26 protein-coding genes and 2 tRNA genes are annotated in these 18,337 nt (G+C 31.0%); 27 read left to right on the forward strand and 1 reads right to left on the reverse strand.

What is annotated here, in order from left to right; all coding sequences use genetic code 11:
- Positions 1-53: 53 nt before the first annotated feature.
- From IX290_RS01640 to IX290_RS01650, 3 genes are all read left to right on the forward strand, one after another.
- The gene (locus tag IX290_RS01640) at positions 54-218 is read left to right on the forward strand and encodes a hypothetical protein (protein WP_211491461.1); all 165 of its coding nucleotides are present in this window, start codon (positions 54-56) and stop codon (positions 216-218) included.
- A gap of 43 nt (positions 219-261) precedes the next feature.
- Positions 262-321 (forward strand) — tRNA-OTHER (locus tag IX290_RS01645).
- Between the two features lie 90 nt (positions 322-411).
- Positions 412-582 carry a BC1881 family protein gene (locus IX290_RS01650; protein WP_211491462.1) on the forward strand — a complete coding sequence of 57 codons (171 nt, stop codon included), beginning with the start codon at positions 412-414 and terminating at the stop codon, positions 580-582.
- Here IX290_RS01650 and IX290_RS01655 read toward each other — a convergent pair.
- Positions 579-857 (reverse strand): KTSC domain-containing protein, encoded by a 279-nt coding sequence (locus IX290_RS01655; RefSeq protein ID WP_211491463.1) that lies wholly within the window; start codon positions 855-857, stop codon positions 579-581. The two genes, IX290_RS01650 and IX290_RS01655, sit on opposite strands and share 4 nt — an antisense overlap.
- A gap of 93 nt (positions 858-950) precedes the next feature.
- On the opposite strand from IX290_RS01655, the gene IX290_RS01660 reads away from it, so the two are divergent.
- The 24 genes from IX290_RS01660 (at position 951) to IX290_RS01775 (ending at position 18,330) form a co-directional block, all read left to right on the forward strand.
- Positions 951-1,023 (forward strand) — tRNA-Lys (locus tag IX290_RS01660).
- Between the two features lie 200 nt (positions 1,024-1,223).
- Positions 1,224-2,078 carry a replication initiator protein A gene (locus IX290_RS01665; protein ID WP_211491464.1) on the forward strand — a complete coding sequence of 285 codons (855 nt, stop codon included), beginning with the start codon at positions 1,224-1,226 and terminating at the stop codon, positions 2,076-2,078.
- Entirely contained in the window at positions 2,078-2,689 is a 612-nt protein-coding gene (locus IX290_RS01670) for a DUF6475 domain-containing protein (protein ID WP_211491465.1), read from the forward strand. The genes IX290_RS01665 and IX290_RS01670 overlap by 1 nt, the downstream gene beginning before the upstream one ends.
- Entirely contained in the window at positions 2,690-3,049 is a 360-nt protein-coding gene (locus IX290_RS01675; RefSeq protein ID WP_211491466.1) for a hypothetical protein, read from the forward strand. It begins immediately after the preceding gene.
- A 183-nt stretch (positions 3,050-3,232) separates the two neighbouring features.
- Positions 3,233-3,472, forward strand: a complete 240-nt coding sequence (locus IX290_RS01680) for a hypothetical protein (protein WP_211491467.1) — start codon at positions 3,233-3,235, stop codon at positions 3,470-3,472.
- A 261-nt stretch (positions 3,473-3,733) separates the two neighbouring features.
- Complete coding sequence (locus tag IX290_RS01685; protein WP_211491468.1) at positions 3,734-3,961, forward strand: hypothetical protein; 228 nt, start codon at positions 3,734-3,736, stop codon at positions 3,959-3,961.
- Positions 3,962-3,970: 9 nt separating this feature from the next.
- On the forward strand, positions 3,971-4,594 hold the full coding sequence (locus IX290_RS01690; protein WP_211491469.1) for a hypothetical protein: 624 nt from the start codon (positions 3,971-3,973) through the stop codon (positions 4,592-4,594).
- A gap of 238 nt (positions 4,595-4,832) precedes the next feature.
- The gene (locus IX290_RS01695; RefSeq protein ID WP_211491470.1) at positions 4,833-5,450 is read left to right on the forward strand and encodes a hypothetical protein; all 618 of its coding nucleotides are present in this window, start codon (positions 4,833-4,835) and stop codon (positions 5,448-5,450) included.
- Positions 5,443-6,702, forward strand: coding sequence for a PBSX family phage terminase large subunit (locus IX290_RS01700; RefSeq protein ID WP_211491471.1), 1,260 nt, complete (start codon positions 5,443-5,445; stop codon positions 6,700-6,702). The genes IX290_RS01695 and IX290_RS01700 overlap by 8 nt, the downstream gene beginning before the upstream one ends.
- A gap of 3 nt (positions 6,703-6,705) precedes the next feature.
- The gene (locus tag IX290_RS01705) at positions 6,706-7,125 is read left to right on the forward strand and encodes a hypothetical protein (protein WP_211491472.1); all 420 of its coding nucleotides are present in this window, start codon (positions 6,706-6,708) and stop codon (positions 7,123-7,125) included.
- Complete coding sequence (locus IX290_RS01710; RefSeq protein ID WP_211491473.1) at positions 7,100-7,612, forward strand: cell envelope integrity protein TolA; 513 nt, start codon at positions 7,100-7,102, stop codon at positions 7,610-7,612. Before IX290_RS01705 ends, IX290_RS01710 begins: the two co-directional genes overlap by 26 nt.
- A gap of 8 nt (positions 7,613-7,620) precedes the next feature.
- Positions 7,621-9,273, forward strand: coding sequence for a portal protein (locus IX290_RS01715; RefSeq protein ID WP_211491474.1), 1,653 nt, complete (start codon positions 7,621-7,623; stop codon positions 9,271-9,273).
- Positions 9,263-9,469 (forward strand): hypothetical protein, encoded by a 207-nt coding sequence (locus IX290_RS01720; protein WP_211491475.1) that lies wholly within the window; start codon positions 9,263-9,265, stop codon positions 9,467-9,469. Before IX290_RS01715 ends, IX290_RS01720 begins: the two co-directional genes overlap by 11 nt.
- A complete protein-coding gene (locus IX290_RS01725; RefSeq protein WP_211491476.1) occupies positions 9,469-10,191 on the forward strand; it encodes a hypothetical protein in 723 nt (240 codons plus the stop codon). The genes IX290_RS01720 and IX290_RS01725 overlap by 1 nt, the downstream gene beginning before the upstream one ends.
- A gap of 19 nt (positions 10,192-10,210) precedes the next feature.
- On the forward strand, positions 10,211-11,059 hold the full coding sequence (locus tag IX290_RS01730) for a phage major capsid protein (protein ID WP_211491477.1): 849 nt from the start codon (positions 10,211-10,213) through the stop codon (positions 11,057-11,059).
- A 61-nt stretch (positions 11,060-11,120) separates the two neighbouring features.
- Entirely contained in the window at positions 11,121-12,665 is a 1,545-nt protein-coding gene (locus IX290_RS01735) for a tail fiber domain-containing protein (protein WP_211491478.1), read from the forward strand.
- Entirely contained in the window at positions 12,649-13,068 is a 420-nt protein-coding gene (locus IX290_RS01740; protein WP_211491479.1) for a hypothetical protein, read from the forward strand. Before IX290_RS01735 ends, IX290_RS01740 begins: the two co-directional genes overlap by 17 nt.
- 12 nt (positions 13,069-13,080) lie before the next feature.
- Positions 13,081-13,791 (forward strand): penicillin-binding protein, encoded by a 711-nt coding sequence (locus tag IX290_RS01745; RefSeq protein ID WP_211491480.1) that lies wholly within the window; start codon positions 13,081-13,083, stop codon positions 13,789-13,791.
- Positions 13,791-14,333, forward strand: coding sequence for an N-acetylmuramoyl-L-alanine amidase (locus IX290_RS01750; RefSeq protein ID WP_211491481.1), 543 nt, complete (start codon positions 13,791-13,793; stop codon positions 14,331-14,333). Before IX290_RS01745 ends, IX290_RS01750 begins: the two co-directional genes overlap by 1 nt.
- On the forward strand, positions 14,330-14,707 hold the full coding sequence (locus IX290_RS01755; protein ID WP_211491482.1) for a hypothetical protein: 378 nt from the start codon (positions 14,330-14,332) through the stop codon (positions 14,705-14,707). The genes IX290_RS01750 and IX290_RS01755 overlap by 4 nt, the downstream gene beginning before the upstream one ends.
- Positions 14,708-14,710: 3 nt before the next feature.
- The gene (locus tag IX290_RS01760; RefSeq protein WP_211491483.1) at positions 14,711-15,037 is read left to right on the forward strand and encodes a hypothetical protein; all 327 of its coding nucleotides are present in this window, start codon (positions 14,711-14,713) and stop codon (positions 15,035-15,037) included.
- A 23-nt stretch (positions 15,038-15,060) separates the two neighbouring features.
- Positions 15,061-15,564: a hypothetical protein gene (locus IX290_RS01765; RefSeq protein ID WP_211491484.1), complete on the forward strand. Its 504-nt coding sequence runs from the start codon at positions 15,061-15,063 to the stop codon at positions 15,562-15,564.
- Positions 15,565-17,412, forward strand: coding sequence for a hypothetical protein (locus tag IX290_RS01770; protein ID WP_211491485.1), 1,848 nt, complete (start codon positions 15,565-15,567; stop codon positions 17,410-17,412).
- A 9-nt stretch (positions 17,413-17,421) separates the two neighbouring features.
- Positions 17,422-18,330, forward strand: coding sequence for a hypothetical protein (locus IX290_RS01775; protein WP_211491486.1), 909 nt, complete (start codon positions 17,422-17,424; stop codon positions 18,328-18,330).
- The last annotated feature ends 7 nt before the right edge of the window (positions 18,331-18,337 follow it).

An 18,337-nucleotide genomic window follows, 5' to 3' on the forward strand; every position in this document is an offset into this window, starting at 1 on the left:
TTTAAGTTGACAATCAACAACTGAAATTATATAATTTATGTAGAGGTGAGCCGATGAGGTTTGAAGATTTAAAAATAGAGTTAATAAAAAAAAGATTAAAATTTATTGATTTAGTTCGTGCTGATGGTAGAAGTTACCAGTATTTACATAGAGAATGTAGCAGTGAGAACGAAAAAGTATTAAATGAATTATTTAAACTTTTAAAAGATAAGTTTTAATTTTTTTTGCTCACTAAGTTGTTACTTGACAACTTAGTGGTATGGGAGTGTAGCTCAGATGGCTAGAGCTAAAAGGTCGCAAGTTCGAGTCTTGCCACTCTCTATTATTCATAATTAATAAAAAGAGGTAAATCAATCGAAACCAAATATATTAAAAAACATTACTAATTTTATTTATTATTAAGGAGGTACTATGGACAACAAAATATATTCATATTCAACTAAGGAGTTACATGATGAATTAATTAAACGTGAAGCGGTTGAAACATATTTTTTAGATCCGTATGAAAAAATTGAGTTGGTCCTAGAAAATGAAAAAATACAAATTGAAGGACCAGCCACAATTTTAGTTGTTACAGATTAATCTAGTAGTTCATAAGGATATAAATCTTCATGAGATTTTACTAATCTATGAAAACACTTTCCATGAGAAAATTCAAATTTAGGATTTGATTTTGCTTCAATAATTGTTTCATAAATTTCTTGTGGTACATGATAATAAATATATCTTTTTCCAACTTTAATTCTCCCATTTTTAAGAGTGTGGTCCTGAAATCTGATTATCATAGTTTGATTATTTGTATCATATTGTATGTCTCTTAATTGGGAAGAATCCAAATTTTTTTTCATTAACAACATAAATATCCCCTCCTTTCTTAAGTAAATATGTTGTAGCAAATATATTATAACTTTTTAAAGGAGATAAAACAACCCCCTCACGAGGGGATATAAGGGAGTGTAGCTCAACTGGTAGAGCGACAGACTTTTAATCTGAGAGTAGTAGGTTCGACCCCTGCCATTCCCCATTTTTCATAATTTTTCCCAATATGTTAATTTTTTGGTAAGGTTTGGCAGTTTATCCTTAAAACTGCCACCAATTTTTAGTTTTATATCTGTTTATCATTTCCGAAGCCACTAGGTCAAAACTTAGGAGATGGTAGACAGGCATAAGATTAAAAATAAATAGAGGACCTGGTGGCACAGATCCTCAAGGAGGATAAAAAAATGAGAACTATGACAAGTACTGATTTAGAAAATCTTGACTATTATCAAGTGCCGAAATGGTTAATGAGGATGTTTCTTTCTGGGGAAATAACAGCAGGGGGATTTAAAACTTACACTTTAATGTATAACAGATTAAGAATATCTTCTAAAAATGGCTGGGTTAATGCTGAAGGAGAAGTTTATATCAAATATTCTTATGATGAAATGGTAAGCGATTTGAAGTGTAACAGCAAAACTACAGTTTCTAATAATATCAAAGAACTGTTAAAATTAGGTATGATAATACAGAAGAAAAAATTTAATGCAAGTAGTTGTTATTTTTTAACTGTTTATGATGGTGAAAAAAATACTAATAATGAAAGTACAGAAGATTATACTAGTACAGAAAATTGTACTACTACAAAAAATTGTACTACCATTAGTACAGAAGATTGTACTTACACTAGTACAGAAAACTGTACTCACAGTAGTACAGAAAACTTGTACGCTAGTAATAACAACAGAGTAAGAATAACTAAGAGTAAGAATAACTTTAGTAAAAATAACATAGGGGACCAATTACAAAACGAAAACATAAGTTCTGAATTAAAAGAAAAAGTAATTGAGTATATTGCATACAGAAAAGAAATTAAAAAGCCATTAAAAACATATAGGTCTATAAAAGCAATGTTAAATCAAATTGGAAAAGATTTTATAGATGAGCAGCACTTAATTGAAAGCATAGATGCCAGCATAGCAAAAGGATATCAGGGAGTTTTCCCAACCAAAATACATAATTATAAAAATGCCAATACAACAGTAGACCAGGAAAGTTATATTGATAAATGGTTAAGAGAAAACGGGGGTGCAAGATAATGGAAAAGTTACTATTTATGCAAGGTATGAAACTAATAGAAACTGTACATAGAGCAACGAAAGGAGAAAAAGCGAGTTTTCTAACACCCGAACAAACAGAACTATATAAAGCATTGCTTGATGATATCCCAGGAGACCAATTTATTACAGGGATAAACATGCTTTTAAGAGAGAGGGTATATAGTAATATACCTAGCCCTGGAGAGATACGAGAATTCTGTTTAGGAATGAAGGACAATGAATTGAGTATAAAAATATTAACAGCTAAGAAAAAAATAAAAGATGCAATAGGGTTGGTCGGCGTATATAATTCAGTTGCATTTGATGACCCAGTAATTCACTTAGTAATTAGGGATATAGGAGGATGGATAACTCTTTGTAAAATGGATTATGAAGAGTTAGAATCCTTTTTAAAATGGGATTTACCAAAGTTATATAAAGCATATTCAAGCCGTAAAAATACCAATATACCAGTTGAATTCAATGGTATAGGAATTGAAAAAAGAGTCAGATATATTGGAGATAGACAACAGGCTGAAAAATGGATTTTAGCATATAAAAAGGCTAATAACTTAATAGAAAATAAAGAAATAGGATTATTGGAGGCTTAAATGATATATATATCTGGAAATGTACCAAGTTCAAAAAATTCTAAGCAGTGGACAGGAAAGTTTTTAATCTCTTCTAAAACAGTTAGGGAGTATGTAAAAGAACACGATATAGACTGGAAACTGAAAAAAGAAGAGTTTAAAAAGCTAATATCAGGAAAGGAAAAGCCCTATAAAATAGGATTTTACTTTATACGGAGTACCAAAAGAAAATTTGATTATATAAATGCCTGTCAATTACCTTGTGATTTAATGACTAAACACAAGTGGATTGAAGATGATAATTGCGATGAAATTATTCCCGTGTTCCTGGGATATAAAGTTGATAAGGAAACAGCGGGAGTAATAATAAAGGTGTTGTGATATATGAAGATTAAAGTAAGTATATTAACTGATACAGACAGTTATGGGTTAGAAAGGCAAATGAACTTGTATTTAAACGGTGTAAGCGGTGAAATAATAAGCATTAAATATAGTACTTGCCCAATGGGCAATTATATTAAGTATTCCGCGATGATTATTTTTAAAGATTAGGAGGCAAAAGGAATGGAAAGAAGAGAAGTACTAAGAAAGCAAATAAAAATCTTGTGTAGAGATTTAAACTTACAAAGGACACCAGGGCTAGAGCTTGACTCAGTTCCTGAGTGTAGAAAAGAAATTATTAATCTTGTAAAGGCTTATCACAAAAAACAGATGGAGAGTATTGCAAAGCATGGAAATATAGTAGTTGTGGAATTGCAGCAGCAAAAGAAAAAGAACTTTTTAAAACGTTTATTTGGATTTTAAAACAGGCTATAAAATGAGGTAATATGAAATATAGGTGTAGAGGTTGTAATAGATTTATTGGGCAAATAAAAAGCCCAAATAATATGAATTTAAATGGAAAAAGCATTGAAATAAGAAATAATACACTTGTTATCACTTGCAAGTGTGGCGAGGTCAATATAATAGATTTAGAAAGGTATTTAAAAAAGTAGCTTTATTGACAATAAGTAAAAAATAGTGGTATAATTACAATACATATAAAACTATTTGGAAGTGATTTTTTTGTTAGAAACTATAATTTCTGTTTTAACTGAACATAACATAATTTCTGCAGTGTCTTTTGGTTTTGTGGGTATATTCTTTATGCATAGCAGAAAACAGATGGATGTTCTAGTAAAATTACATGAAAATTCGATAAAAGAAATTAAAGAGGCTTATTCAGAGTCCATGAATACATTAAAAGAATTTATAGAGGGGCAAAATGAAAAGCAGACTAAAGATAAGAAATGAGGGAGTGTTATGGAATTATTATTCATAGTTTTTTTCTTAGTATTTACTGCACATTATTATTATTATAAAAGAACAAAAAAAAGAATGATTTTAACTACTGAGTATGCAAAAATTTATAAAAGGTATATTAATGCTCATGTACTTTATCATACTTTAATGAAAAAAAATGCTATGAAAAAGGTACCGCTAACAAGAGAAATCATTGAGGGTAGTTTAAATAAGATGAAAATATTAGATACATCTTATACATTCAGGGAAATATGTTGTGTAAAAGTGTCTTCTTATAAAGGAAAAGGAGAAAGTAAAAGTCGAAATAAATTTATAAAAAAGTTTTGTTCTGAACAAAAACATATACCAGCTAACGTCAAAAAACTATTAGATGACGTTGTAATGATTCAAAGAGATATGCTTAAATATACTAATCCTATGTTATATTGGGTTTGTGAAAATCAGTATGTAATAAGAAATAAATTTATAATTACACTATTTTGCTGTATAGTTGTATTTATAAAAGGTATAATTTATTTACTTAAATTGATAAAAGTTGAACAGATAAAACTTGAAAAGCCGGAACTTAGTTCATGTAATGAAATAATCAAAGAGTATAACTTTTTTGAAAAAATATTAGTTTAAAAAAGAGAGATGTTTTATATCTCTCTTTTCTTTAATTTTTTTTTAAAATTATTGAAAAATCTTGAAATATAAAGGGTTTTAGAGTATAATATATTTATAAAATAAAATAGAAAAGGGATGAAATTTTTAAAAAAGAATATGAAGGTCTAGGAAATAAGGGACTATATTTTTACGTACTAAATGTATGTAGATTTATAGTCCCTTTTTTTATTTGCTTTTTAGGAGGTGTTGAAATGACGTGAGTAATAAAGAAAAAATATTTCTGTTAATTGCAGCAGGTAAAAATAATGAAGAGATAACAAAAGAAACAAATATATCTCTTAGATCAGTACAAAGATATAGAAAGCAATTTAAACAGGCAACAGAAAAACGACACGACAAGACGACACGAGGAATGACAGCGACAAGCGACAGGAAACAGAAAAAAGAGGTTGTCAAGGCATTAATCACAACAGGGGCAACAATAAAAGAAGCAGCGAATAAAGTAGATATTCCACTGGGTACTGTAAATAGATGGACTTATGAAGATGACCTTATAAAAAAGCAAGTTGAATTTTTAAAAGACTTTAGAGATAAGCAAAGAAAAAGAATTTTAAATAATAAACTGAAAAGACTAGAAACAAATGAGAAGGCCTTAGAAGCTATACAACATGAAATAAACAACTATGAGGAGAATGGCCGTATAAGTAAGTCAGCAATGGAAAAATTACTTATAAATGAGCAATTAGAACAGCTAATATTTGAATTAGACAGAATAGAAAGACTGGAGAAAAACGACACGAGCGACACGACAGAAAATAAAGTTATGGAGTACCTGGAAACACTAAGAAACGGGCTTGGTGGTAAAGATGACTAATAACATTAAACTACTTTATACAGATAAACAGATTGAGGCCTTGAAAAGTACAAATAAAAACTTTTGGGTACTTATCCAACACGGAGCAAAGAGAGCAGGGAAAACCATTTCAAATAATGACCTTTTTCTGATGGAACTTATAAGAGTACGTAAAATAGCAGATAAATTGAAGGTCAAAGACCCTCAATATATTTTAGCTGGTAATAGTCTAGGAACATTAGAAAGAAACGTATTGATTGAGATAACAAATAAATATGGAATAAGATTTAAATTTGATAAATTCAACAGGTTTAAATTGTTTGGTGTGTTGGTGTGTTGCTTTGGTCATGGGACTATTAAAGATTTAGAAAGAATACGTGGAATGACTAGTTACGGGGCTTACATCAATGAAATTACAACATCAGTAGAGGCAGTATCAAGAGAGATTTTTAACCGTTGTAGTGGAGAAGGGGCAAGACTTCTTATAGATACCAACCCTGAGCACTGGGTAAAAAAAGAGCTGGTAGATAAAGCAGACGGAGAAAAAATAATCTCTATACATTACACACTAGAAGATAATACTTTTTTAAGCCCTAGATATATAGAAAATATCAAATTTACTACACCAAGTGGGCAATTTTACGATAGAGATATACGAGGCCTTTGGGTAAATGCAGAAGGGACAGTATATGCAGATTTTGACAAAGAAAAAATGACAGTCAAGACAGTAGACAGGAACACAATTGTTAGATATTTATTTGGCGTTGACTGGGGCTATGAGCACCCTGGGGCAATATCTGTAATAGGAATAGACAATAAAGGGAACTATATCTTACTGGAAACACATAAGAAACAGCACAAAGAAATTGACTACTGGGTACAGGTTGCAAGAGATATAAAAACCAAATACGGAAATTATCCATTTTATTGTGACGGGGCGAGACCTGAGCACCTTGCGAGGTTTATAAGAGAAGGATTTAATGCCTCAAATGCCCGTAAGGAAATATTGTCAGGTATAGAGTGCATAGCAACCCTAATAAAAACTGGTAGATTTTACGTATTAGAGAGTTGTAAGCCTTATTTTGATGAGGTTTATAGCTATGTTTGGGATACTAAAAGTGGTTTACCTATAAAAGTGAATGATGACGTACAGGACTCAATAAGATACGCAATATATACGGATTATATAACAAAACTAGATGTAGGAGCACAAAAGGGACAGCAGACTAATTATTTTAATAATCAAGGCTTTTATAGCTATATAGGAGGATAAAGCATGATTAAGAGATTATCTGGAAAAGAAATAAAAGAAGTTATAAAAGCAAGAGACAAACTTTCTAAAATAGATTATTACAAATATTATTTTGACGGGAGTATTGAAAATAAGCCAGATGAGGCCTATTTGATAGATAACTACTACATAGATTTTACTCTTTACGATGGTTTATGCTTTGTAGGAGTTATAAGGCTTACAGGTAAAAAAGGTAATTACATACATGAATTTATAAATCTTTTACTTAACAGGCTTAGAAAATACAAAGAAATATATATGTGGTGCAAGCTGGACAATAGAATATCTTTAAGATTTCATAAGTATCTAGTTAAAAAATATGATGCAGAACAGCTTATAAAAGCTGATTTAAGCATAGTTAAATTGGAGGTTGAAAAAGTTGTTAAAAATAGAAAGATTTTATAGTTTAAAAGAATTGTACAGAAAAGAAAAAACTTACTATAAAGGCGGTGGGGTTAGTACTTTTGTTGGAGATTTAACAGGGGGATTAATAGGAGACAGTCACGCAGAAAAAGCCCAACGGAGAGCAATGGAAGAGCAGGCAGAACAGGCAAGACGGCAAGCTGAACTATATCAGAAACAAATGGAAGAGGAAAATAAAAGACGTATAGAAGAAGCTAAAAGAGCAGCAGAGGAAGCTAAAAGAGCAAGAGAAGCTCAGGAAAAAGCAATAAGAGAAGCTGAAGAGAAAAGAAAAGCAGAAGCGGACTTCACAAGACAGGTAGCACAGGACAGTCAGACACTGGATAAAACAGCAATAAATCAACAACAGACTTTTAATAAAGCAAGTACAACGATAGATTATAGCAATACCCAAGATAAGACCTTTAAAAATGATGATGAGGATAAGGACAAAGATAAGTTAAGAAAAGCCTTTAAATACAGATTATAGGAGGCCTTATGAAAGATATTACAGTAGATAAAATCAAATATTATTTTGAAGTAGCTAAAAAGTATAAAGATGACATTAAGTCCTCGTATAACGAGACTTACAGATATACAGATGTTAATTTTACAATATCAGATGCAGAAACGCAACAAAATACACCAGCTAGGGACATTGACAGTACTATATTAAAATCTCAAAAGTTCTTATGCAACTTTATTATGAGTTCAGTTTTCAGTAAAACTGGAAGTTGGGCAACAATAAAGGTCAATGAGAACTTGTTAAAAAAAATTGTAGGGAATGACCAAATAACACAAGCTAGAGCTGACGAGATAAATAAGGTTTTAGATGAAAACTCTAATACTGTTTATCTTACAAATGACATTACAAACTATTATACCGAGACTGTAAAAGCATTAGCTGACTGTATAAAAGTTGGAACAGGAATAAGAAAAATAATAGAGTTAAAATCCAATTCCAAGCCTTTTACATATGCTTATCAGAATTTAGATAATATTTATTTCTTAGAAGACAACCTAGGAAAGCCTAATATCATTTTTAAAAGATTTTTACAGAAGAGCCAAAGTGATATTGAGGATATGTTCGGTCACCTAGGAATAAAGACCGCTGAGGACTTTTTAAGCGAAGATAATGACTATGAAACTAGAATAAACGTAATTGAATGTATAATATCAGATTTTGACGAGATGACATCAAGTTATAAATACCACCATTTCATATATACTGACAATTTTGAAGAGATGTTATACCAAGGGATTTTAGAATATAATCCCTATACTATTTTCAGATGGCAGGTAGACAGTTCAAACCCATGGGGTATTGGAATAGGTAGAGAAAACCTTGACCTGTTCAAAGACCTTGAAAAAAAGAAAAAATTAAGAAATAAACACGCACAAAAAATAGTAGATCCACCAGCAAATTTTTATGGAAGTATAGACTTAATAAACAAAGTCAGCTTAGCAGCTGGGGCACTAAATTATGGTGGTAGTGGTATTGGAACTGATAAATACGGTGTTGAGCCTATTAATTTAGGTAGTAACCTTCTACCAGTAGACCAGGATATCGCAGATTTAAGAGAGAGAATACGTGACGTATATATGGCACAACCTCTTGGAGATGTTGGAGATACTAAAAATAGAAGTGCAACAGAAATGACATTACGTCATGAAATGTTTAGAAAAGAATGTTCAGGAACTTATGAATTGATAAATACTGAACTTCTAGAGCCTACTTTTATGAACGCTTATTACATTTTAAGCAAGAAAGGGCTTTTAAAAGCTATTGATGACAAAATGGATTATTTACCTATTACACAGATACAGTACATAAATGAATTGACTAGAAGTGCAGGGGCAAGCGAAGTAATGAATGTAATAAATTATTATAACTCCATTGCCTTATTAGTTCCTGAAGCTGAAAGAGAATACATTTTAAAAGTCGAAGAGTTTATAGACTGGAGTTCTAAAAAAATGAATATCCCATTGAACATTTTAAACACTAAAGAAGAGTTTAAACAATTAACAGCTAAACAGCAACAAATGGAACAATTACAACAAATGGCTGAGGTACAGTCAGATATTGGGAAACGTAATGATGTTGGACTTAATGACGAAATAAGTAAAGGAGTGAAAAACCTTGGAGTTTAGAAAAGAATATGAACTTATGCTTGATAAATTTACAGGGAATAGTGAGTTACTAAAACTTATTGAAGAGTGCATTTTAGATAATGTAAGGCAACGTGAAATTTATTATTTGAGTAACGGAAGATACCCACAACAGCGGGATTTACTTATGAAACTTAAATTTGACTTAAATATTAACATGATGAAGGAGGCTAAATAATGGACCAAGAGAATACAGGACAAGTAGAAATGAACACTCTAGAAACAGATACCCAAATACAAGATAATGCACAAATTAATGTTGATGAAGTACCACAACAAGAAGATAATCAAGAGCAACCCCAAGACCAACAACAACCTTTTTCAGTTGATGACCTTGACTTTGAAGGGACTTACAAGGTTGGGGAATATGATTTATCCAAGTATAAAGAAATAATCCCAGAAAGTAATTTAGGGCAGTTAGAAGAGTACGCAAAGAAATATCAAGAAAAAGGATTTACACAAGAACAAATAGAGTACCTAATTGATAACATGCTTGAAGATAGAAACCAACAGTTTAATAGGGAGGAGGTGGAAAAAGAACTAAATAGAAGTCTTACAGTAGAAGAAAAAAGAAACTATAAGGCAGTAGGAAGTCAGTTGAAAAGTGCACTAGAGGCTGATGGACTAGGACAATACTATCAGGAAGCAATGGCAAACCCAATAGTTTTTAAAATAATCAATAGTGTTTTAAAGACTAAAGGCGGAGTAAGTGTCGGAGTAAATACCCAAAGGGAAGTAAGGACACAAGGAATGACAGGGTACCAGGCAGTGGAAGAGTTCAATAAGTATTTAAGAAAAAACTTAGGGGATACAGATATCCCGAAAAAGCAAAAAGAACTTTTATCAAAATTAAGAAATGACGAAGATATTAACTATTTTAAAGAAGTCTTAGGATTATAAGACAAGGAGGATAATAAAAATGGCAACAACAACAAATACAAGACAACAAATTTTTGCTACATCGGTTTTAATGGCTATGGACCAATTGAAAGCAGCAGGACTTAAGAAATTTGCAGAAAGAGGAAATGCAAAAGGTGGAGAGTCATATACATTTTACAGAAAGAAAAAATCAACTGCTCAGGATGGAATTCCATCAATGTATGGTTCATCAACTTCTTCAAATGGTGGAGATTTTGACAAGTTCACAGCACCAATAGCATTTATATCATCTCAAGATAAATTATCTGAGGAAGATATGAATAAAACAAAATTAGACCTAAAATCACCTATTGTTGCAAGCATGACAAATGCAGTATTGCAAAAAGAAGATGAAAAAATAGTAAATGCAATAGTTGCAAAAGATGGGTCACTTACCAAGATTGGAACATCAACAAAAGCAATTACTGACATGGACAATATAAGAGCCTTAATAGCAGCAGTTAGAAGAGCACATGTTTGGGCTAAATGTGGATTAGACCAAAAAAAAGGTGTTGCCCTTGTAATGTCAGAAGATGATTACACTGATTTATCTACATCAGATGTATTTATAAACGGAGATTATAAAGATGCTTTCGGTGGCGGAACTGGTGACCTTCCATTAACATTTTACGGGGCTGAAATTGTAATTACTGAACAAGCTACAAAAGGTACTCTATATGTAGTACCATCATATACTTTTGGATTTGCAAGCTGGGAAAACTCAGTGGGAACAGATACAGTATTTGTACCAACTGATGGTAGAAAGTGGCACTTACAAGTATATGAGTCTTGTGGAGTTGTAATAATAGAGCCTACAAAAATTACAAAAGTATCAGTTAAAGCAGCCTAATATTTTAATTAATTGAGAGGTGGAGGTCTAAGCCTCTACCTTTCATTTTTTAGGAGGTAACATGGATTTTAAAACAGGCAAATTAATTGAAACAGTTAAAGAGTGGTTAGCAGACAATAAAAACAAATTTGAGATAAATGGAATAGATTTAAGCAGAACTGTTTTTATGTATAGAGAAAAAAGCAAACCTTTTACTCCTATACCAAAGGGCAATTATAGGATTGAAGAGGAAAGTAATAATAAATACTTGGTAGTTGATGAGGAAATACAAAAGAAAGCATATGAATATCAAATAATTTATAACACAAGACTAAAAGGCAGTACATACGATGAAGACTTTCCTGAACTTACAGTTTTAGTAAAGAAATTTAATGAGTTAGTAAAGGACACTAAAGCAATAGAACAATATCTTACAACTGTTGGAATAAAATCAGATACTTTAAAAATGTCACAGGTATTAACTCCATTAGAGCCAAATACCATGTGGTACGCAAATAAGGAAGGAATAATTGAGAACTTTCCTATTGGCCAATTAAATGAAAAATATGACGAAATGGTTGAATACATTAGAGCATTAGGAGAGAAAAGTGTAGCAGATAAAACAGCATTATATAAATCCCAACTACTTGAATATTTCAATCAGTTATCAGAAAATTTGAACTCACTAAAAGAACAGTATCAAATAACTTTAGGAAAACTGGCTGACACTCACACTGATGGGATAAATAAAAAATATAGTGATACTCTTAATGAAATAGAGAGATACAGCACCACAGCAACAGAAACCATAAAGAATAAAGTGGAAGATACAGAAACCTATATAAACGCCATCAAAGAAAGCACAAACGAAAGTGTAAAACAAGCAGGGCAAACAATACATACAGAATTAAATAATTTTTATCAAGATGCAAATAGCAAATTATCCAATAGTAAAAATGAAATGGAAAGCCTTTTAAACCAGGTGGAACATCAAAAAAATGAAATAAAAGATGATATCATTCCAAATTTTAATATTAATGCTGATAAGAAATTACAAGCATTTAATAATAATGTTGTTGAACAAAAGAAAGAATTTGATAAGTATGTCCAAGCACATGCAACAACACTTAAAGGAGAAAAAGGAGACCGTGGAGAACGAGGAGAAAAAGGGGAGAGAGGAGCCACTGGGGCTACTGGGGCAACGGGAGCACCTGGGACAACAGATTATAACCAACTTAGAAATAAGCCATCTTTAAATTTTATTCCTAAAAGTGGTAATTCAACCTTAAGTGGTAGTTTAACAGTTACTGGAAATTTTTATGCTAATGGTGATGTAACAGCCTTTTCAGACAAGAGATTAAAAAGCAACCTAGAGAAAATAAAGGACCCTTTAAATAAAATAACACTTATAAACGGATATACCTTTAATATGCAAGGTTTTAAAGACAGAAAAGCTGGAGTAATTGCACAGGAAGTAATAAAAGTATTACCAGAAGTAATACATGTACAAAATGGATTTTATACAGTGGCATATGGGAACATTGTGGCCTTGCTTATAGAGTGTATAAAAGCACTGCAAAAGGAAATAGAGGATATAAAGGGTGGTAACTATGGCATTACCAAGTAGCGGAAGTATTAGTATGTCACAAATACGTAGAGAGGCTAATTTAAGCGGTTCAGTTAATCTTGGAAATTCAGCAATAAGAGAAATTGCAGATAGACCTAGCGGAAGTATTAGTATGTCGCACCTTAAAGGAAAACATAAAAAAGAATGGGTTTTAATCGAACAATACAGAAGTATACACGGAGAAAGTAGTAATAATGATAGAAAAAAAGTTAGATATTCATTAGAGAAATTAAAGAATATAATAAATGAAAACTACCCTCCTAAATTTAATAATATAGATGAAAGCAATTGTAAAACAGGAGCAATTTTTATTGACGGTATTTATAAAATACATTTCACTAGTGTAGATTATGAAACATTTGCAAATGCAAGAATTTTTGCAGATTTATATAGATGGCAATAGGAGTGATAAAAAATGATATTTTACTATGATAAAGAAAAAGCAAAAAGTGGCCAACTGTTTTTACTAGGGCAGGAAGATGTAGAACTGACAGAAAAACAGATGCAGGAACAGGGAAAAGAAATATATAAACAGTGTGTTATTTATAAAGGGGAAAGCCCTTTAAGTGGGTATCCTGTTATAGATAAAGGGGAACTTAGGGCAGCAACTGACAGGGAATTAATAGACATGGGACTTAAAACATTAGGAGTAGGCGAAGTTTTAAGTGGTGATTATATACTTGGAGTAGAAAAACCTAATCCATACAGTGTATGGGATGGAACTAAATGGGTAGAGGATGCAGAACTAAAAAAAGATTATTATTTTAATCTTATAGATACCTATAAAAAAGAATGCCTAGAATATGGATTTGATTACAATGGGCATCAACAAAGATGCCGTGACAAAGACGTTGCCTTTATGGTAGCAACAGTAGTGGCATTATTAATAAGCCGTCTAATTAAAAAGCAAGAAAAAAGTGTTCCATGGTATTTTGAAGATAACCACGGGGAAACAATGGGACTGGATGAAATGGCAATGTTGATGGCATATGGAACTACATTTATCCAAAGTGTTTATGATACTGAAAATTATTTCAAGACAATTGAAAAAATAGAAATGATAGACAGTGCCACATTTGAAGATAAAAGAAAAGAAATACACAAGAAATTGGCAGGTGAGGAGTAATGAAAGTTGCATTATTAATAGGGCATAACCCAAAAGATAAAGGGGCTTATTCAAATGTATTAGGGCAATATGAATATGAATATTATAGAGATGTATGCAGTATTATCAATGAAATTGATGACAGCATAGATATATATACAAGAGAGCCAATAGTAGGCTATGTAGCGCAAATGGTACCAGTTATAGAGGAAATGAATAAACATAATTACGATTTTATACTTGAATTGCATTTTAATGCAGTAAAAGACACCAATGTAAGAGGATGTGAAACCTTAGTATATAAGGATAGTAAAAAAGGGCATGAGTTGGCTTTAAACTTCTTAAAGAAAGTCCATGAAACATTTGATATCCCATATAGAGGTGGAAAACTTATTGAAATAAAATACCAACATGAAAGGGGCGGATATGGTATATGCAATACTAAATCTCCTTACATCCTGGTAGAGCCTTTCTTTGGAACAAATGACATAGACAGTAGCAAGTTTAAAAATAGACAGGATATAGCAGAATTTATAGTTGATTTTATAAGGGGGCAATCATGAGTTTAATACCTGGATTAGATGAGATATTAAAAATAGCTAATAAATTTATTCCTGATAAAGATGCACAAATTGAATTACAGAAAAAAACATTAGAAGTAAATGAGGAAATAATAAAGGGTAATAAAACATTGCTTGAAAAAGTTGTCCCAATAACTTTTCCACTTTGTGTATGGATCTTTCTGTTAATACCTACATTGTCATTTTTAGTAGGGCTTATAAAATATTTAACTACTGGAACATTTTATGAAATACCACTACCATGGGAATGGTTAAAATCATTATTCCAATTGTGCATGGTGTTCGTGTGTGGATTGGTTGGAAAGTGGAACATTGAAAAATTCTTTGATGGTAAAAACAACAATAAAAAGGAGTAGCCTATGGATTATAAAGAATTAAAAGATAGACTAGTATACCCGATATTATTATCAGCTATACTGGGAGGATATGCAGCATGGCAAGCAAACGACAAGCAAACTACAAAGAATACCAATGATATTAAATATATCAATAAACAAGTAGATGAGATAAGTGGAAAATGCAACGGGACAGAATATGAACTCAATAATTTGAAGATACAACTACCTGACAGTTATATAACAAGAAGGGAATTCAACAAAATTATGGAGTTGCAAACTGAAAAGATGAATGAAATTAATAGAAATATTGAAAAGTTACTTGATTTACAGTTAAAGAAGAGGGGTTAATAGCCCCTCTTTAAGGAGGTTAAATGATAGATAAAGGGCAAGCTATAAAAATGGTGTTTTTAAAATTAGGAGAGAACACAGTTTATAACGATAATAAAAGTGATTTATACCAAGTATGTGAAGTCATATTTGACCAAGTAGTAAAGAATTTAGCCTATTCAACAGCCTTTTTATTCAATGCAACAAGTTTAAAACTGAATAAAGTATCTGAAAAAGAAGATACTAATGAGTACCAATTTAATATCCCAATAGACTTTTTAAATATCCTTAGATGTAGACAAAATTATAGAATTGAGAATGAATTTATTTATTCTGACCAAGATGAGATAGAAATACAGTATTGTAGAGATATTCCACTTAGTGAATACCCTAACAACCTGTTTAATCTTTTAGTCGCCATGACAGCACGTGAAATGGCACTTGCATTTAATACCTATAATAAAAAGCTAGAATTGATAGATAATGAAGTTATGAAGTTAAAAAATGATGTTATAGCTCAGCAAGGTTTTCAATATTGGGGTGATTAAATGATAAATAGAATGAATATGTTTACCTATGGAGAGGTAGGCGAAAGACTAGGTGGAATAAGAGAGTCTGAAATATATCAGCAATCAGCACAAATAATTGAAGATTTAGTAATAAATGAAATGGGAAACTTAAAAATAGCAAAACAATTTAAAAGCACTCCTTTTAACTATGATTTTAAAGAGATTATTGATACCAAATACGCATTTTATATATGTGTTATGGCAGATAATAAGGTATGCACTTTTAAAAAGAATAACGGGCAAATAGGAAGTTTAATTTCAGAAAATAGTTCAACAGTAAGCAATATAAAAGTAATAAAAATGGTTGATGATAAACTATTTGTAATTGGAGATACTACCAAGGTTTATGAGTTTAATAAGGATAACGGGCAAGTAGGAGTATCTAACTTTTTAGACCTTATAAAGCTGCCAATGAAAAACAAAGAAGTTTTAAAAATTGATGTTTACAGAACTTACCAAGTACAAAATGAAATGAGAGTATCACTCCTAGGAAGTTATGAAAATCCTAGATTTGATACAACAAGTGGAACTATAAAAATAGATGGAACTAACACAACATTAACAAGGATATATCCTGAATATAAGGCATCAGTCACAAATGAAAATATAGAAGGATTATCAAATGGGCTTACTTTTGGAGTTATGAGAAATTTTTATAAGACAGATAACAATAAAAAATTCTATATAGGAAATACAGAAATCACTTTTACAGGCGAAAAAAATGATAGTAAATATGGTGGAAAATATTTTACTGGAATAAGTGGAAAAGGGAATGGAGTTCTTAAATATGGAGAATTAATAAAGATTAATGAAGGACTGACCACTGTCGGTCTTTATCAAGACAGATTAATTATTATACATAATGGAACTTTTTATTTCTCAAAGAAGTCAGATTATTTTGATTTTACAAATGATATTAAGACTGACAGTGCATTTTATTTTAAACCTACTCCAATTGACAATATTTTCCCTGAAATTTATGACATGTATATAGGGGATAAAATCTATATTCCAAATAGTAGAGGTGTGTATGTAATATCTACCAACAACATACTTTCGAATAATTCCTATGGGGTATTCATAGCCTCAGAACTGCCAGCTAATATAAATGCTAAGTATACTTATAAAAATAATTGTGTCTTATTAAATAATACTTTTTATTACCTTACTGAAAATAATGAGTTAAGAAGTATTGAGCAGATACCAACTAGTGTTGGGATTGAAAACTATACTAGCGGTATAGTTGAAAAATATGAGATAGTAAATAAATTTGATAGTATTTATAAATTTAAATATAACAACAAATACTACCTGATGGCAAGAAGAGACACACAAAAAGATAAAATTTATATGTATGAACAGCTTGATTATAAATTGTTTAGGAGATTTTCTCTTAAACTAAGTAATGGTGAGTCAGTATTAGCTAAAAAGAAGGAATATAATCATCTAGTAATTATAGGAGATAATATTATAACAGATAATGCCATATTGAAAGAAAGTACAATAAATGGGAATGGTAGATTAAGAATAAATCCACCTTTTATGAAGTCAGAAAAAGGTGGAAGTTATTCAAATGATTATAGTTCAAGAGTAGTGAGAGTCTTTATAAAGGTTTTAAACCAGGATAAAGAAGCTATAAAAGGTATTAAGATAAACAATACTCTTATTACTAAGAACGCAATAGAAGATGATTTATTCAGCGTTTTTAAGATTGAAACATCTTTCCCAGTCCTTAATGGATTTGATATCGGTATAATCTCTAATGAAAATGACAAGATATTTGAAATATTGGGTATTGACTTAAAAATTGAAGTGGTGAGTGACTAAGGAGGCTATATGATAGGTGGAATTTTAACAGGAATGGCATTTGGAATTGCTCAAGGATTTAATTCTGTACACCAAGGTAATAAGATATACAAGGTTGGTAAAGAAATACAGAATACATATTCAAGTTTAAGTAAAAATGCTAGGAAGTTTAAAGAAAGTGAAGAGAACACTAAAAAGGCAATTAATTTTATAAAGGGAGAGCAAAATAAACAGGCTGATGTTCAATTTGACTTTAATAAAAAACAGATAAGAACAGCCTTGGAAAGCAATATTAGGAATATTATATCAAATTATGTATCATCTCGTGAAGATTTAGCAAGTGAAATTGAAAATGCTAAAATAAAAATTGCCTTTACTGGCGATATAAAGAATGTAGAAAGCAGTTCTTATAAAACTGATATGAAGAACAAATTGAAAGTTGAAGCAGATGAGAAAGCAAATAAAATAATTCAAAATGAACTTAATGATTTAACAGGCCTTGAGGCACAAATTAATGCCCAAAATTACCAAAATAAAATTGGTTATTTAAAGACTAAAGAAGGGATTAATCAAAATTATCTAAGTGCTTTTAGTAATGCAGAAGCACAATATAATAGGGATATGGCTCAATTAAATTCATTTATAAGTGCAGGAATAAACCAAGGGGCAATAGTAAAAGCCCAAGGTGGACAAGTTATGGCCCAAGGCGGGGACATGATAGGGCAAGCCTTTTTAGGTGGAATGGGTAAATTATTCAATGCTTATGGTGGTATAGGAGGCATAAAAAATAGGATTTTTGGAGAGGACCAACCAAATAAAATAAGTTATGGCCAAGAGATTGGCAACTTAAATATTAATAAAATAAGCTATGGAAATGAAGTTGGCAATTTAGATTATAAAGTATATCCAAGTAAATATATAGATGAGTACAAATTATAGGGTGATT

Origin of the sequence: Fusobacterium sp. DD2 (assembly GCF_018205345.1) — a bacterium.
Classification (GTDB): Bacteria; Fusobacteriota; Fusobacteriia; order Fusobacteriales; family Fusobacteriaceae; genus Fusobacterium_A.

Excerpts from the sequence above, each read along its gene's own strand:
- IX290_RS01640 (WP_211491461.1), top strand. The coding sequence starts at position 54 with ATGAGGTTTGAAGATTTAAAAATAGAGTTAATAAAAAAAAGATTAAAA.
- IX290_RS01650 (WP_211491462.1), top strand. The coding sequence starts at position 412 with ATGGACAACAAAATATATTCATATTCAACTAAGGAGTTACATGATGAA.
- IX290_RS01655 (WP_211491463.1), bottom strand. The coding sequence starts at position 857 with ATGTTGTTAATGAAAAAAAATTTGGATTCTTCCCAATTAAGAGACATA.
- IX290_RS01665 (WP_211491464.1), top strand. The coding sequence starts at position 1,224 with ATGAGAACTATGACAAGTACTGATTTAGAAAATCTTGACTATTATCAA.
- IX290_RS01670 (WP_211491465.1), top strand. The coding sequence starts at position 2,078 with ATGGAAAAGTTACTATTTATGCAAGGTATGAAACTAATAGAAACTGTA.
- IX290_RS01675 (WP_211491466.1), top strand. The coding sequence starts at position 2,690 with ATGATATATATATCTGGAAATGTACCAAGTTCAAAAAATTCTAAGCAG.
- IX290_RS01680 (WP_211491467.1), top strand. The coding sequence starts at position 3,233 with ATGGAAAGAAGAGAAGTACTAAGAAAGCAAATAAAAATCTTGTGTAGA.
- IX290_RS01690 (WP_211491469.1), top strand. The coding sequence starts at position 3,971 with ATGGAATTATTATTCATAGTTTTTTTCTTAGTATTTACTGCACATTAT.
- IX290_RS01700 (WP_211491471.1), top strand. The coding sequence starts at position 5,443 with ATGACTAATAACATTAAACTACTTTATACAGATAAACAGATTGAGGCC.
- IX290_RS01705 (WP_211491472.1), top strand. The coding sequence starts at position 6,706 with ATGATTAAGAGATTATCTGGAAAAGAAATAAAAGAAGTTATAAAAGCA.
- IX290_RS01715 (WP_211491474.1), top strand. The coding sequence starts at position 7,621 with ATGAAAGATATTACAGTAGATAAAATCAAATATTATTTTGAAGTAGCT.
- IX290_RS01725 (WP_211491476.1), top strand. The coding sequence starts at position 9,469 with ATGGACCAAGAGAATACAGGACAAGTAGAAATGAACACTCTAGAAACA.
- IX290_RS01730 (WP_211491477.1), top strand. The coding sequence starts at position 10,211 with ATGGCAACAACAACAAATACAAGACAACAAATTTTTGCTACATCGGTT.
- IX290_RS01735 (WP_211491478.1), top strand. The coding sequence starts at position 11,121 with ATGGATTTTAAAACAGGCAAATTAATTGAAACAGTTAAAGAGTGGTTA.
- IX290_RS01740 (WP_211491479.1), top strand. The coding sequence starts at position 12,649 with ATGGCATTACCAAGTAGCGGAAGTATTAGTATGTCACAAATACGTAGA.
- IX290_RS01745 (WP_211491480.1), top strand. The coding sequence starts at position 13,081 with ATGATATTTTACTATGATAAAGAAAAAGCAAAAAGTGGCCAACTGTTT.
- IX290_RS01750 (WP_211491481.1), top strand. The coding sequence starts at position 13,791 with ATGAAAGTTGCATTATTAATAGGGCATAACCCAAAAGATAAAGGGGCT.
- IX290_RS01755 (WP_211491482.1), top strand. The coding sequence starts at position 14,330 with ATGAGTTTAATACCTGGATTAGATGAGATATTAAAAATAGCTAATAAA.
- IX290_RS01760 (WP_211491483.1), top strand. The coding sequence starts at position 14,711 with ATGGATTATAAAGAATTAAAAGATAGACTAGTATACCCGATATTATTA.
- IX290_RS01765 (WP_211491484.1), top strand. The coding sequence starts at position 15,061 with ATGATAGATAAAGGGCAAGCTATAAAAATGGTGTTTTTAAAATTAGGA.
- IX290_RS01770 (WP_211491485.1), top strand. The coding sequence starts at position 15,565 with ATGATAAATAGAATGAATATGTTTACCTATGGAGAGGTAGGCGAAAGA.
- IX290_RS01775 (WP_211491486.1), top strand. The coding sequence starts at position 17,422 with ATGATAGGTGGAATTTTAACAGGAATGGCATTTGGAATTGCTCAAGGA.